Here is a 13,495-nt window from a genome sequence, read left to right as displayed (position 1 = left end):
CAAGCGAGGCGCCTGAGCGACAGGGAGCGTAGCCGACAGGCCGTCCGTTCGCGGACGGCCTTTTTTTGTCATCGCACCGTGGTTAAGCGCCGGCCGTTCAGCGCCATCCGGAAGCCCGGTGCGTGCGCTTGCGTGCCGCCGTGGCCGCGAGTTCGGCGCCCAGCAGGAAGACCGCCGCCGAGTAATACAGCCACATCAGGATGATCGCCAGCGACCCGGCCGCGCCGAACATGTTCGCCGTGCCGGCGTGCGCGAGATAGAACGCGAACAGCCGCTTGCCGCCCTCGAACAGGAGCGCCGCTGCAGCCGCGCCCAGCGCCGCGTCGCGCCAGAGCATGCGGGTCGTCGGCAGGAATTTCAGCAGCACGGTGAAGGCCAGCATCAGCACGCACAGCGATATCGCTCGCTGGGTGAGCCCTGACAGCACGATGAATGGACTGCCGTCGCCGAGCACCCAGTGCCCGAGAATCTCGACGAGCGCATCCAGCACCAGCAGCGCCGCGACGAGCAGGCCCGCGCCGATCACGAGCCCGAACGACATCAGCCGCACGCGCAGCAGCGAGACGATGCTCTCGCGCGCGCTGACCGCGGGCGTCGGCCAGATCACGTTGAGCGCGCTGTGCAAGGTCGAAAACGTGGCCGACGCCCCGACCAGCACGCCCGCAAGCGACAGCAGCGCCGTGCTGCGTGCGATATCCGCGTGCCACGCATTGGCGACGATCGCCTCCAGCGCGTGAGCCGCGTCGGCGCCGACGACGCCGCTGATCTCGTCGAACAGACGGCCCTGCACGGCGTCGGCGCCGAAGAAGACGCTCGCTACCGCGATGACAATGACCAGCGTCGGCGCGATCGAGAACGCCGCGAAGAAGGCGATTGATGCCGAGAACATCAGGCAGTGGTCCTGCACCCATTGCGAGACCGGATCGACCAGCCACGACAGCCAGCCGACCCGCGACGTGCGGCCGGCTGCGACGGTTGGAGCTTGCGAGGTGGTCGGGCGAAGGTTCTGATCCATCGAGAGGAAGCGGAGCGCGGCGAAGGTTGCCAGCGCTGATGTTAGCCCGGCCGGACGAAGCGCACAGCGGGGGCGCAAAGGAAAAGCGGCACGTTCCGGCTGGAATGTGCCGCTTGCCTACATGCACGCCTGGGTGCGCTCAGGGGCGTTCCGCGTCCGGATCGGCTTCGTCCTCGGCGATGCCACGCGTTTCGTCCTCTACCTCATCGGGCAGGATGTCGCCGTCCGGCGTCAGATGATTGTCGCCGTCCGCGGATGCCGCTTCTCCTGTGCCGTAACGATCCGTATCGCTGTTCAACTCGGCTTCGGACTGGCCGAGCGCGTGGGCATCGAGCTCGTCCTCGATCTCGCCCGGATAGCGCTTTTCGCCCTGCACATCCGAGCCGCTGTCCGATGAATCGCTGGGACCCAGCGCGCCCGTGCCGTGACCCTTGCCGTATTCCGCGCCGTCGTCTTCAGGCGGGTTCAATGTGCTTCCACTCATCGTGACCTCCATGGTCGGTTCCTGTTCGTGTTCCATGGAGATCCGCAAAAGCCGTTCCGCGCGCCCATATAAGAACCCCGCGCTTCTTGCGAAACGCGGGGCTGTGTGCAACACGGCTGCGGCAAGGGTTCAGGCTTCAGGCCTTCGCCGCCGCCGAGGGCTTCGCGGCCGCGCCGGCGGAACCGGCGGCGGACGTCGCGCTCTGCTTGACCGTCTTGACGGTCTTCTCCGTCACCGAGGCGGCGGTCGCCACACTGCGCAGGTCCGACAGGAACGAGTCGCGCCAGACCGACAGATTGTTCTCGCGCAACGGCGCCATCATGTCGGCGTGGCGCGCCTGACGTTCGGCGAGCGGCATCGACAATGCACGCTCAAGCGCTTCCGACATCTGCGACAGATCGAACGGATTGACGACCAGTGCGCCCGGCAACTGATCCGCCGCGCCCGCGAATTGCGACAGCACCAGCGCGCCCGGATCCGCCGGATCCTGCGACGCGACATATTCCTTCGCGACCAGGTTCATGCCGTCGCGCAACGGCGTCACATAGCCGACCTGCGAGAGGCGGAACAAGGCCATCAGCAGATTGCGTTCGTACTTGCGGTTCAGGTACTGAATGGGCGTCCAGTCGAGCTGCGCAAAGCGACCGTTGATGCGGCCCGCCTCGCCTTCCAGGTTCTGGCGAATGCGCTGATAGGTCTGCACGTCGGAGCGGGTCGGCGGCGCGATCTGCACCAGCGACACGCGGCCATGCCAGCCCGGCGCATTGAGCAGCAGGCGCTCGAAGGCCTGGAAGCGTTCCACCAGCCCTTTCGAATAATCGAGCCGGTCCACGCTCATGATGAGCTTGCGGCCGCGCATGCTGTCGCGCAGGCTGTTCACCTGCTTGCGATTGGCGAATTGCTCGGCAGACTTGGCGATGGCATCCGGATAGATGCCGATCGGATAGGCGCCGACCTTCATCATCCGGCCGAACGCCTGCAGCATGCCGTCGTCGCTGTAGTGACCGCGCCCGGTGCGCTCGATGTAATCGATGAACGACTGCTTGTCGTTATCCGTCTGGAAACCGACGACGTCGTACTGGCACATCGCCGCCATCAGTTCCTCGTGCGGCGGAATGGTGCGCATCACTTCCGGCACCGGAAACGGGATATGCAGGAAGAAGCCGATCGGGTTGTTGACGCCCAGCTTGCGCAGCTCCTGCGCGAAGGGAAGCATGTGATAGTCATGCACCCAGATGATGTCGTCGGGCTTCAGCATCGTCTTCAGCTTGGCCGCGAGGCTTGCATTGACGCGCATGTAGCCGGCAAATTCCTCGCGGTCGAAGCGCGACAGGTCATTGCGATAGTGGAACGTCGGCCACAGCGTGGCGTTCGAGAAGCCACGGTAGTACTGGTCATAGTCACGGCGCGTGAGCCCGACGGTCGCATAGGTCACCTTGCCGCCCTTCTCGACCACCGGCGCCGCCGCTTCTCCGACGATCTCGCCACTCCAGCCGAACCACACGCCCCCTGTCTCCTTGAGCGCATCCAGCACGCCGATAGCGAGGCCGCCCGCGCTGGGCTTGCCTTCCTGAATCGGGGCGACGCGATTCGATACCACGATCAATCTGCTCATTACAGCTTCACCTCTCAGTTGTCGTTGCATGCTCGAATTGGCGATCAATGAAGATGCAAAAACTGTGCCTTTTTGTTGCTATTGGTGAACAAATATTTGTAGGCAGATGTTACGGACGAACAAAAACACGCGGCGACGACGCGCCGCGTAGAAATTTTTGTTCTTGGAACGAGCGGGGCGGCTCGCCTGGAATCACGAATCCTGCTCGGAACCAAGGTCGCGTTGATAGTCTATTCCCTCGCGCCGGACGCCACCCTGATTGTGCTCGCCATCGGGCGGAACGCCAGGCGCGGCGCGGTTCTGGCTGGCGGGATCGTGCTCGGTCGCGGACGCCGGGCCGGCTTGCGTGCCGGCCGCCTTGGCGGCTTCGGCGCGCGCTTCGCGCTTGGATGAATGACGCGCGGAGCGTCGAAGTGCGGGATGCCTCATGATGCCTCCAGAGTAGAAGGCCGTCGCGATAGGACCTCGGCGGCGTCGGACCGATGCGCCCTTGGACGAGCGCAGCTTCAGAAAAAACGACCGGCGAAAAGCGGATCGCCGGTCATTATTGCGTCTTTGCTTGTAATCCCTACGTACGGGATGGAAACTTATTCAAACCGTGCACGAAGTCTGGGCATGGTCCAACGTCGGCGGTCCTGCGAACTGTCCAACCGCCTTTTCAAGCTATCAATACACGTGCGGCGTTTCATTCGGCCCGGGCGGCGGGTCGCCGATCGGCTGCGACGGCGGCTCGGGCGGCTCGCGCGTCGGATCCGGATTGGTGTCGGGCGGCATCGGAGTCGGGGGCGGCTGATCGGGCGGCGTCACCGGCGGATCCGGCGGCTGCGGGGTCTGCGCCTCGATACCCACAGCGTGGAAGACGTGAGTTGCAACGCTCTGTGACATGACGGGCTCCTTGCGGTCTTGTGATCGTACTTCCCTATCCAGGCGCCGACGCCTTTGCGCAGCGCGCGGATGTCAATCAGAAGACAGCAAGGGCCATGCCCTTCGAGATACTGTTTTCACGCACTCCAGTGACTCATTATCGGCGTAGAAAAGCCGCCTGCCAATGAAAAACGCCTGCGCTTTTAACAGCAGCAGGCGTCTGATTCGTCTAAAGATAGCCGACGTTCAAGGATTTTCGCTATCCGACTCGCCGGTTTCGCCACCCTCGCCGACCGTGGCCTTGCTGGCATCCTCGCCGTACTCGACCAGCCGGTTATAGAGCGTCTTGAGGCTGATGCCGAGGATCTCCGCGGCCCGGGTCTTCACGCCGCCGCACTGTTCGAGCGTGGCGAGAATCAGCTGCCGGTCCGCCTGCGCCAGCGACGTGCCGAACGGAATCGTCACCGACGTCCCCGCCGAGGGCTTCGACAGCGAAATCTGCAGCGGCACGGTGGCGGTGCTGTCGGAATCCGACGAGGACATGATGTACGCGCGCTGCACGTAGTTCTTCAGCTCGCGCACGTTGCCTGGCCAGTTGTACGAGTCCAGCATCTCGCGCACGGCAACCGGGAAATCCTTCTTCGTGCTGTAGCGGTTGTTGAGCTCGTCGAGGAATGCCTGTCCGAGCAACTCGACGTCCTTGCCGCGCTCGCGCAACGGCGGCAGGTTGATCGGGAACACGTTCAGCCGGTGATAGAGGTCGAGGCGCAGCTTGCCTTCGAGCACTGCCTGTTCCGGATCGCGGTTGGTCGCGGCGATCAGGCGCACGTCCGTCTCGATTTCCTTGGTCGTTCCCACGCGCATGAACATGCCGGTTTCGAGCACGCGCAGCAGTTTGACCTGGAGCTCGATGGGCATTTCGGTGATTTCGTCGAGGAACAGCGTGCCACCGTTCGCGCGCTCGAAATAGCCCTTGTGCTGACGGTCCGCGCCGGTGAACGAGCCGCGTTCGTGGCCGAACATCTCCGATTCGATCAGGTTCGGCGAGATCGCGCCGCAGTTCACCGCGATGAACGCATGCTTGCGCCGCAGCGAGAGTTCGTGCAGCGTCTGCGCGGCCACTTCCTTGCCCGTGCCCGATTCGCCGATCAGCAGCACCGAGGCGGCCGTAGGCGCGACGCGGCCAATCTGGTCGTACACGGTCTGCATGGCCGGGGAATTGCCGAGCATCAGGCCGAAGCGGCCCATGCGGCGCAATTCGCCGCGCAAAGTGCCGATTTCCGCCTTGAGGTCACCGGCACGCGGCAGGCGCGCGAGGATCGCCTTCACGCGCTGCATGTTGATCGGCTTGACGAGGTAGTCTGCGGCGCCCATCTTCAGCGCGCTGACGGCGGACTCGACCGTGGCATGCCCGGTGATCACGATCACCTCGACACCCGAGCGCGGGTCCAGATCTTCGAAGAGATCGACACCGGTGCCGTCGGGCAGCTTCAAATCCGTAAAGACGACGTCCGGTGTCTGACGCACGAGCTGGATGCGCGCCTCGCGCAAATCGCTGGCAACGGCCGTTGTCAGTCCGTCTTCGCCGATGATCGCGGCTAGCGCCTCGCGGGTACTGGGATCGTCATCGACAATCAATACGTGTGGCATTGCGTCTCGAATGTTTCCAAAGCGTTTTCAGGTCACACGCCTCGATGCGGCGTGGTCTTCTCCGTGCGGACAGCGCCGCGCGGGCCGGTGCGGGGAGCAAAGGCGCCGAATCTGCAAGCGATTCGCGCTCCGTGTGATCCCGCAAAAGTAGAATAATTTCCGATATTCAGCACGCTTGGAATCAACTCATCGTAAGTTTTTCCATTTACGCAACTTATGAAAGAGTTTCACTGATTATAAGCGTTTATCAAGTCAAAAACGCACGCTGATCAGACGTGCGTTTCATCGACCGAGGCGGCTGTGCGTTCCGCGCCGCCGAACCCGCCGGGCGCGGCGCGCTTCGTCCGCGCGGGCTTAGCTGCGCGGGAAATGCCACGCGTCAGCGGTACCGCCGACCACGCCGTGGCCATTCACCGCACCGCCCGAAGCCGGCGTCAGCACCTTGCCGCCTTCGTCTTCCCAGCGGCTGACGTCGCGCGCGGTGCGCCTGCTGGCGTCTTGCGATTGCACCCATTTCCATGCGAGCACGCTGCCCACTGCGAACAACGCGCCGAAGATTCCGATCGAAGGACGTGCCATGAGTGTTCTCTCCCAATGTCATGAAAATTCGCCGAATCGTGGACGGGATCACGGTTGACGGGATCACGCGTCCGGCGTTCGACGCAAGCGGTCAGCGCGAGACGAGCAGCCCCACCAGGAAGCCGACGCCGGCCGCGATGCCGAGCGACTGCCAGGGGTTGTCCTTCACGTATTTCTCCGTGCAGTCCACGCCTGCGCGATAACGCGTCTGAGCGCTCGCCTGCGCGTCCTCGAGGGCGCTGCGGGCCGAATCGACATGCTCGCGCAAGCGCGAGCGCAGCGCGTCCACGCCTTCTCCCGGCAGCGTCGCCGAAAGGCGCAACAACTCTTCCGAGTCGTTGAGCAGCACCTTGATGTCTTCGATGATCTTTTGCTTGCCCAACGCAAGCTGGACAGTCGTCTGACTCATGGAATGAAGTCCTTGCCCAAGTGGGGCCCAAGTGGGGTCATGCACGCATCGCCGTTGCTGCGGGCGGGCGTGCTTGCGTTTATCGATGCGGCGTCTAATGGGTCTCGGCGACGGTAACGCCGAGACGCTGACCGGCGGCGCCGCGCGCGCGCAGGCTCCGCACCAGGCCGCTCGCCACCAGCGCGCCGCCCATCGTGCCGAACACGAAACTCGTCACGTTAGCCGCCCGCGCCAGCGCCGGCGTTCCTGCCGCATACCCTAACACCGCGCACATGAGCGCGGTAACCAGCGCAACCGCGGCCCAGTGATAAATGTCGATCGGTTCGCTTGCCGCGAGTTCCGGCCGGCTGCCGCGCGTGCCGCGCATCTTCACGGGCCGGACGGGCTCGTGCGCGATGCTGTCGAAATGCTGAATGTTGTCCATGATGCGGTTGCCTCTCTCGCCCATCCTCGTATCTGTGCCGCCGAATCGAGTCATCGCGGCACTTTCGAATAAGTTCGATAGCGATGTTGCAGCTTTCGTGCCAGCAGCGGTTTTCGTCAAAAGCAAAAGGCCGTGCGTACGCAGGCCACGCTGTCATGAACAGGCAAGCGACAACAGCGGGTAACAATTACGCCATGGCTTTGTAAATTCGCGACGCGTCCGGCGAACCTTTCCGGAATTGAGCGTCCGCGCTCCAAGCCTTCGGACAAAACACCGCATCGGCCCGAGCGCGCATTGCCGCAATGTCGTCGCGAATGGTTAAATAGCGTTTATGAGACAGGAACGTCCGCGTTCAGGCGGCCTTGGAGCAATCCAGGCCTCTTCGCTGTACAGACGCTCCTCGACCGACGCACGGCCAGAATCGACGCCCGCGCAGCGCGGGGACGTATCTGGCAACGGACGTCGCGCGTCGCCTTCCGACGCGCGCGGCACTCCACTCCCGCGTTGCTCGCGCGCCGGCCGCTCCGGACCCAGCGCAGGCGCGCCGCCGGACGCCGCCCGGACAACCCTATTCGCACGCACTCAGGACACATCAGGACACATGGCGTCAACCGATCTCGATCAGCCGCCCCTTGCAGTCGGCGATACACCAGCGCAAAAGAAGCGCAGCGCGGGAGAAGTGCCCGGCCTGAAGTCCTATGGACTGATGTTCGGCTCGTCGCCCGTGATGCAGGAGCTGTATGCGCAGATCGAGCGCGTCGCCGCCACCGACGCGACCGCGCTCATCATCGGCGAGTCGGGCACCGGCAAGGAGCTCGTCGCGCGAACCATCCACGACCACAGCGCCCGCAAGGATGCGCCGTTCATCGCGGTGAACTGCGGCGCGATTCCCGACAATCTCATCGAAGCCGAGCTGTTCGGTCACGAGAAGGGCAGTTTCACCGGCGCGGTTCAGGGTCGCATCGGTTACTTCGAGCACGCCAACGGCGGCACGCTGTTCCTCGACGAAGTCACCGAGATGTCGCCCGTGCGGCAAGTCAAGCTGTTGCGTGCGCTCGAGACCGGCACGTTCTTTCGGGTCGGCGGCAACGACCTGATCAGTTCGGACGTGCGCGTAATCGCGGCGACCAACCGCGATCCCGTCGCGGCTGTCAAGGAAAACGGCTTGCGCGAAGACCTGATGTATCGCCTCGCCGTGTTTCCGCTGCGCGCGCCGCCGCTGCGCGAACGCGACGCCGACCGCGAATTGCTCGCCCAGCATTTCCTGGCCGAAATGAACGCCCAGGAAGGCACCAGCAAGGCCTTCAGCAAGCGCGCGCTCGATGTCCTGCGCACCTATTCCTGGCCCGGCAACGTGCGGGAGCTGAAGAACACGGTATATCGCGCGTTCATCCTTGCCGAGAAGACGGTGGAAATCTCGCATCCGCATCTTGCGTCGCGGGTGAAGAAGCCGGTGACGCAGGGCGATGCGATGAACGTCTGGGTCGGAACGCCGCTCGCCGACGCGCAGAAGCAGATCATCCTCGGCACGCTCAAGCACTGCGGCGGCGACAAGCGGCGTGCGGCCAAGGCGCTCGGGGTCAGCCTGAAGACCTTGTACAACCGGCTCGGCGCTTACGAGAACGAAGACTCCGATTCCAGCGAGTCCGCCTCGAAGCACGAAGGTTGACGCGCGCTTGGCCTCCTTGCCGGGACGCAATCGACACGAAGCGAATGCCCTCCAGCGTTCGCTTTTTTTTGCCCGCAAGCAGGAAGCCTCGCGGACCGTGTTCCGCCCGTTTGCATTTGCTTGCAATTTTCACAGCCCGGTAATTAGAGGCTTGCTTCAGAATGCGCGAAGCTCGTGAAACCTTAGCGTCGTGCTTTTCACGAGAGCCGCCCCGCTTTGCCGGACCTCGCTCCGGCGGCGAAAGTTCAAGTTGATTCGAGCACCCGGTCAGCCTTGCCGGACATCGGAGAAAGAAGGAAAGCAACATGCAAAACAGGGTAGACCGGCATAGCCGGCACGCGGCCGCACTGGCTGCGCTCATCACGGGGGTCATGGCCTGCGCGAGCCTGACAGGATGCAATTCCCTCTACAGCGAAGGCGCGACGGCCGGCGCCGGCATCGGCGGTGCGGCCATCGCCAGCAGCGTGACCAACAACGCGGCCGTGGCCACCGGCATTGGCCTGGGCGCGGTCGCCGCGGCCAAGACGGGCGTGCAGTACACCCAGCGCGTGGTGCACACGAACACCCAGGATCAGATCGCGTCGGTAGCCGGGCCGCTCGACGTCGGCGCGGTGGCGCCGTGGAAGATCGTGCATTCGGTGCCGATCGAGGACGACGAAAAAGGCCGCGTCACCGTGAGCCGCATCATCAGCAGCGGTGCGCTGGAGTGCAAGGAAGTGGTGTTCTCCGTCGATCGCGACGCCACGCAAGACCGTCCCGCCGACAGCGCCTTCTACGTCGCCTCGGTCTGCCGCGACGGCAACAAGTGGAAATGGGCGTCCGCCGAACCGGCGACGCCGCGCTGGGGCTCGCTGCAATGACGCGTCCCATCAGCTTGCCGATTGCCTTGCGCGTCGGCCTGCTCGCCGCCGGCGCCGCGGCCTGCCTGAGCCTGAACGGCTGTGCGTCGATCGGCGCGGCCACCGGCGCCGCGGCCGGCATTGCGACGGGCGCCTTCACGACCAATCCGGCGATTGGCTTCGGCGTGGGCGTCGCGGTGCAGAGCGCCACCGACGAGCTCGTCAAGCGCACGATGAAGTCGCTGCATCAGGATCAGCAGGTCATGATCGCGGTGACCGCGGGCACGGCGTCGGTCGGCGAGACGCGGCCGTGGAAGGTCAAGCACACGCTGCCGGTCGAGAACGGCCACGGCGAAGTGCGCGTGCTGCGCGAATTCGGCAGCGCGCTCGCGACCTGCAAGGAGTTCGCCTTCTCGGTCGTCGACGGCGACGATGCCAAAGCGCCCGCCGAGTGGTTCGTCGCTACCGCCTGCCAGCAGTCGAGCGGCTGGAAGTGGGCGTCGGCGGAACCGGCGGTGGAACGCTGGGGCAACCTGCAATAAGGCCTTTTCATGCAAAAGCGCGGCCGCCGTCACCGGCGCGCCGCGCTTTCTTATCCTGAGCCGCGCGCGCTGCGCAGCAAGACGTTCAGGCTTCCACGTCTTCCAGACTCAGCATCTCGGTCTGGTCGTTGTACGAGAAGATTTCGCCGTAACGTCCCCAGTCGATCACCGCGTCGAGCGATTCCTGCGCGGCCTTGTCGGAGAGGAAGTCCTCCAGTTCCTGCTCGAAGCGCACGCGCGGCGCCCGGTGCCCCGGCCGCTCATTCAGCACCTTCTTGATCCGCGCCGCCAGCGGCACGTGCCGCAGCAGATGCTCGGCAAACATCATCTTGCGCTCCTGCGTGCCGAATTCCGCGAACACGCGCGCCTGCGGCGTCAGGAAAATATCGCCCTCGCGGACGTCCGCGAACCCCAGATGCTGCAGCACTTCCGCGACCGGGAACAGGTCGTCCACTTCCAGATGCAGCGTACGCGCGATCTCCGGCATGTCCGCGCGGCCGTGATACGGCGCGGCCGCGAGCGTTTCGATGAGACCCGCCATCAGGTTGGTCGACACCGACGGCAGCCAGGTGCCCAGCTCCAGCCCCTTCTTCTTCGCCTCGTCCATCGGCCGCGCGGTCATCTTCGCGTAGATGTCGTCGACGAGCCGCCGGAACGCCGGATCCAGCCGGTTACGCGGATGCTTGAACGGCACCTTGATCTCGGCCATCACGCGCCCCGGATTCGAGGACAGCACCAGGATCCGGTCGCACATGAACACCGCTTCCTCGATGTTGTGCGTGACGATCAGCACCGACTTGATCGGCATGCGGCCCTGCGTCCACAGGTCCAGCAGGTCGGTACGCAGGTTCTCGGCGGTGAGCACGTCGAGCGCGGAGAACGGCTCGTCCATCAGCAGCAAGGTCGGGTCGACGACCAGTGCCCGCGCGAAGCCGACCCGCTGCCGCATGCCGCCCGACAACTCGCGCGGATAAGCGTTCTCGAAGCCGTCGAGACCGATCAGATCGATCGCGGCCAGTGCGCGCTCGCGCCGCTCGCGCGCGCCGACGCCCTGCGCCTCCAGCCCCGCTTCCACGTTCTGCAGCACGGTCAGCCACGGGAACAGCGCGAAGGTCTGGAACACCATCGCAACGCCCTTCGCCGGACCGCGCAACGGCTCGTTCAGATAGGTGACTTCGCCGGCCGTCGGCTCGATCAGCCCGGCGATGATGCGCAACAGCGTGGACTTGCCGGAGCCCGAGCGCCCGAGCAGCCCGACGATCTCGCCCTCCCGCAGCGCGAGGTTCGCATCGTCGAGCACCAGGAGCTCGCCCTGGGTCTTGTTGAAGCCGCGGCTGACGTTCTGCACGCGCATGATTTCCGCGCCGAGCCGCGGCGGCGTGCCTTGCGGGCGCTGGAAGCCCGGTGCAGCGGACGTCTGCGGGTTTTTTGGGTTCTGCATCGGAAGTCGTCCTTAATCCAGCCGGAGCCGTGCTTCGGCGTAGGCGTATAGCGGGCGCCACAACAGGCGGTTGAACAGCGTGACGAACAGCGACATCACGGCGATGCCGAGAATGATCTTCGGGTAGTCGCCGGCGGCGGTGGTCTGCGCGATATAGGCACCCAGGCCGTGCGCGACAACCTCGGTCTTGCCCCACGACACCGCTTCCGCGACGATGCTCGCGTTCCACGCGCCGCCCGACGCGGTGATCGCGCCGGTGATGTAGTACGGGAAGATGCCCGGCAGCATGCACTTCTTCCACCACTGCCAGCCGCGAATCTGGAAGTTGGTCGCGGCTTCGCGATAGTCGTTCGGATAGGACGACGCCCCCGCGACCACGTTGAAGAGGATATACCACTGCGTGCCGAGCACGATCAGCGGCGACAGCCAGATGTCCGGGTTCAGGTGCCAGCGCACGATCACGACGACGAACACCGGGAACAGCAGGTTGGCCGGGAACGCCGCGAGGAACTGCGCGAGCGGCTGGACCTTTTCGGCGAGCGCTGGACGCAGGCCGATCAATACGCCGATAGGCACCCACACCACCGACGCCAGCGCGATCAGCACGACCACACGCAGCAGCGTGATGAAGCCGAGCACGAACACGTGGCCCACTTCGCCCCAGGTGACGCCCGTCGAGACGAACGACACCACCTTCCACACGACGAACACGGTGATCAGCAGCACCGCCGCGCCCCATGCGATGTCGCCCGTGCGCGTGGACGGCACCTTCGCGCGCAGCGGCAGCCCGACGTTCTCGAGCGCGCCCTGCAGCGACGGCAGCTTGATCGGCACCCGGGCGACCTTGGCGAGAATCCAGCCTGCCGGCACGAGCAGACGGTGGATCAGGCGCGTGCGGCGGATCAGGTCGAGCAGCCAGGAACTGGGCTCGTCGCCGGAACTGGTGTTCTCCATGCGGAACTTGTCGGCCCATGCAACAAGCGGGCGGAACATCAGCTGATCATAGGCAAGGATCACGACCGTCATCGCGAGGATGACCCAGCCGATGGCGGCGAGATTGCGCTCACCGATGGCCGCCGCCAGATAGGCGCCGATGCCCGGCAGCACGATCGTCCGGTTGCCGACGGTAATCGCCTCCGACGCCACCACGAAGAACCAGCCGCCCGACATCGACATCATCATGTTCCAGATGAGGCCGGGCATCGAGAACGGCACTTCGAGCTTCCAGAAGCGCTGCCAGTTGGTGAGATGGAAGCCGCGCGAGACTTCGTCCAGATCGCGCGGCACCGTGCGCAGCGACTGGTAGAAGCTGAAGGTCATGTTCCACGCCTGGCTCGTGAAGATGGCGAAGATCGCCGCGCATTCGGCGCCGATCACGCGCCCGGGGAACAGCGCGAGAAAGAAGGTGACCGTAAACGAGATGTAGCCCAGCACGGGCACCGACTGGAGAATGTCGAGGATCGGCACCAGCACGATGGACGCGCGCCGGCTCTTGGCCGCGAGCGTGCCGTAGACCAGCGTGAAGATGAGCGAGGCGACCATCGCGATCAGCATGCGCAGGGTCGTGCGCAGCGCGTATTCGGGGAGATTCGCGGGATCGAGCGAAATGGCCTGCGATTGCAGCGTCGAGATCGGCGCCAGGGTTTCGTGAAAGCCGACGGCGGCCAGCGCGATCAGGCAGATGATCATCGGGAAGGCGACGAAATCCCAGCGGTTGGGCAGGATCCGCCAGGCCGATGCATTCGCCGTGCGCTTCAGATTGAAACCAAATTCCATGCAAGGCCCTCCCCGTAAGGCTGTGATGCGACCGCGCGAGGCGCGGGATAGTACTTGAGACGGCCCATCGATCGTTCGGCGGGCGAAGCGGTTGCCGGCAGTCCCATGCTCAACGCACACCGCGGCGATATGGACGACATCAACGCCCTGCGCGCTGCCCATCGTTGCAAGGATCGCCCGAGCCGAAC

Annotated in this window: 14 protein-coding genes; 3 read left to right on the top strand and 11 right to left on the bottom strand. The window is 64.7% G+C overall.

Translation table 11 applies throughout. From position 1 onward, the window contains the following. Positions 1–97: 97 nt before the first annotated feature. The 9 genes from QCE62_RS04200 to QCE62_RS04160 all read right to left on the bottom strand — a co-directional run bounded on the left by QCE62_RS04200 (position 98) and on the right by QCE62_RS04160 (position 7,040). Positions 98–1,015, bottom strand: a complete 918-nt coding sequence (locus tag QCE62_RS04200) for a YihY/virulence factor BrkB family protein (protein ID WP_309914671.1) — start codon at positions 1,013–1,015, stop codon at positions 98–100. Between the two features lie 139 nt (positions 1,016–1,154). Then, positions 1,155–1,499, bottom strand: a complete 345-nt coding sequence (locus QCE62_RS04195; protein WP_309807681.1) for a chemotaxis protein — start codon at positions 1,497–1,499, stop codon at positions 1,155–1,157. Between the two features lie 136 nt (positions 1,500–1,635). Further along, a complete protein-coding gene (otsA, locus tag QCE62_RS04190; RefSeq protein WP_309914669.1) occupies positions 1,636–3,114 on the bottom strand; it encodes an alpha,alpha-trehalose-phosphate synthase (UDP-forming) in 1,479 nt (492 codons plus the stop codon). 192 nt (positions 3,115–3,306) lie between these two features. Beyond that, positions 3,307–3,543, bottom strand: a complete 237-nt coding sequence (locus QCE62_RS04185; RefSeq protein WP_309811440.1) for a hypothetical protein — start codon at positions 3,541–3,543, stop codon at positions 3,307–3,309. A gap of 237 nt (positions 3,544–3,780) precedes the next feature. Continuing rightward, positions 3,781–3,999 (bottom strand): hypothetical protein, encoded by a 219-nt coding sequence (locus QCE62_RS04180; protein ID WP_309914666.1) that lies wholly within the window; start codon positions 3,997–3,999, stop codon positions 3,781–3,783. Between the two features lie 225 nt (positions 4,000–4,224). Next, a complete protein-coding gene (locus QCE62_RS04175; RefSeq protein WP_309914664.1) occupies positions 4,225–5,628 on the bottom strand; it encodes a sigma-54 dependent transcriptional regulator in 1,404 nt (467 codons plus the stop codon). Between the two features lie 354 nt (positions 5,629–5,982). After that, positions 5,983–6,207, bottom strand: coding sequence for a hypothetical protein (locus tag QCE62_RS04170; RefSeq protein WP_309831260.1), 225 nt, complete (start codon positions 6,205–6,207; stop codon positions 5,983–5,985). A gap of 91 nt (positions 6,208–6,298) precedes the next feature. Next, positions 6,299–6,616: a DUF883 family protein gene (locus tag QCE62_RS04165; RefSeq protein ID WP_309807673.1), complete on the bottom strand. Its 318-nt coding sequence runs from the start codon at positions 6,614–6,616 to the stop codon at positions 6,299–6,301. Between the two features lie 94 nt (positions 6,617–6,710). Further along, positions 6,711–7,040 carry a hypothetical protein gene (locus tag QCE62_RS04160; RefSeq protein ID WP_309914661.1) on the bottom strand — a complete coding sequence of 110 codons (330 nt, stop codon included), beginning with the start codon at positions 7,038–7,040 and terminating at the stop codon, positions 6,711–6,713. A gap of 601 nt (positions 7,041–7,641) precedes the next feature. On the opposite strand from QCE62_RS04160, the gene QCE62_RS04155 reads away from it, so the two are divergent. The 3 genes from QCE62_RS04155 (at position 7,642) to QCE62_RS04145 (ending at position 10,090) form a co-directional block, all read left to right on the top strand. Beyond that, entirely contained in the window at positions 7,642–8,709 is a 1,068-nt protein-coding gene (locus QCE62_RS04155) for a sigma-54 dependent transcriptional regulator (protein ID WP_309914658.1), read from the top strand. A gap of 305 nt (positions 8,710–9,014) precedes the next feature. Next, positions 9,015–9,569: a hypothetical protein gene (locus tag QCE62_RS04150; protein ID WP_309914655.1), complete on the top strand. Its 555-nt coding sequence runs from the start codon at positions 9,015–9,017 to the stop codon at positions 9,567–9,569. After that, a complete protein-coding gene (locus tag QCE62_RS04145) occupies positions 9,566–10,090 on the top strand; it encodes a hypothetical protein (RefSeq protein ID WP_309914653.1) in 525 nt (174 codons plus the stop codon). The genes QCE62_RS04150 and QCE62_RS04145 overlap by 4 nt, the downstream gene beginning before the upstream one ends. Before the next feature lie 85 nt (positions 10,091–10,175). Here the strand turns inward: QCE62_RS04145 and QCE62_RS04140 are convergent, their stop codons facing one another. Further along, positions 10,176–11,531, bottom strand: a complete 1,356-nt coding sequence (locus QCE62_RS04140; protein ID WP_404987289.1) for an AAA-associated domain-containing protein — start codon at positions 11,529–11,531, stop codon at positions 10,176–10,178. 12 nt (positions 11,532–11,543) lie between these two features. Then, positions 11,544–13,307 carry an ABC transporter permease subunit gene (locus QCE62_RS04135; protein ID WP_309914649.1) on the bottom strand — a complete coding sequence of 588 codons (1,764 nt, stop codon included), beginning with the start codon at positions 13,305–13,307 and terminating at the stop codon, positions 11,544–11,546. Positions 13,308–13,495: the final 188 nt, after the last annotated feature.

The organism is Caballeronia sp. LZ033 (assembly GCF_031451265.1).
Lineage (GTDB): Bacteria > Pseudomonadota > Gammaproteobacteria > Burkholderiales > Burkholderiaceae > Caballeronia.
Note: the sequence above shows the minus strand (reverse complement) of the source record. Positions and strands in the feature narration are given on the sequence as shown.